The sequence below is a fragment of the Bacillus cereus group sp. BfR-BA-01381 genome, assembly GCF_022663555.1.
In the GTDB taxonomy this organism is placed as follows: domain Bacteria; phylum Bacillota; class Bacilli; order Bacillales; family Bacillaceae_G; genus Bacillus_A; species Bacillus_A pacificus.
Window position 1 is genome coordinate 1 of the sequence record NZ_JAKUFR010000275.1, and the last position, 292, is coordinate 292.

Below are 292 nucleotides of genomic sequence, written 5' to 3' on the forward strand. Positions count from 1 at the left end.
CTGGATTTCATATAAAGCGGAGGCGACTGTTTAGCCCTGACGGCTAAGGTTCTTTCTCACAGAAGGTGCTTTTTACCTTCTCGTGGGGAAGGTTCTTAGACGCGAAGGGCTAGGAGCCAGAGCTGGATTTCATATAAAAGCGGAGGCAGCTCGTTCAGTTCTTAGACACGAAGAGCTTGCTGCTAAAGATAAGTTACACCAAATTAAAAAAACCGCCGATTGGCGGTTTTTTTAATTTACCTTTTGCTCGTTTTCCATTTCCCATAACTTTTCAAAAAATGGTTGTCCTTTT

Annotated in this window: 1 protein-coding gene; it reads right to left on the reverse strand. The window is 42.8% G+C overall.

All coding sequences use genetic code 11. From position 1 onward, the window contains the following. Positions 1-231 precede the first annotated feature (231 nt). Positions 232-292, reverse strand: a 61-nt coding sequence (locus MR079_RS29495; RefSeq protein ID WP_396022972.1) for a DUF3603 family protein, incomplete at its 5' end; no start/stop codon positions are given.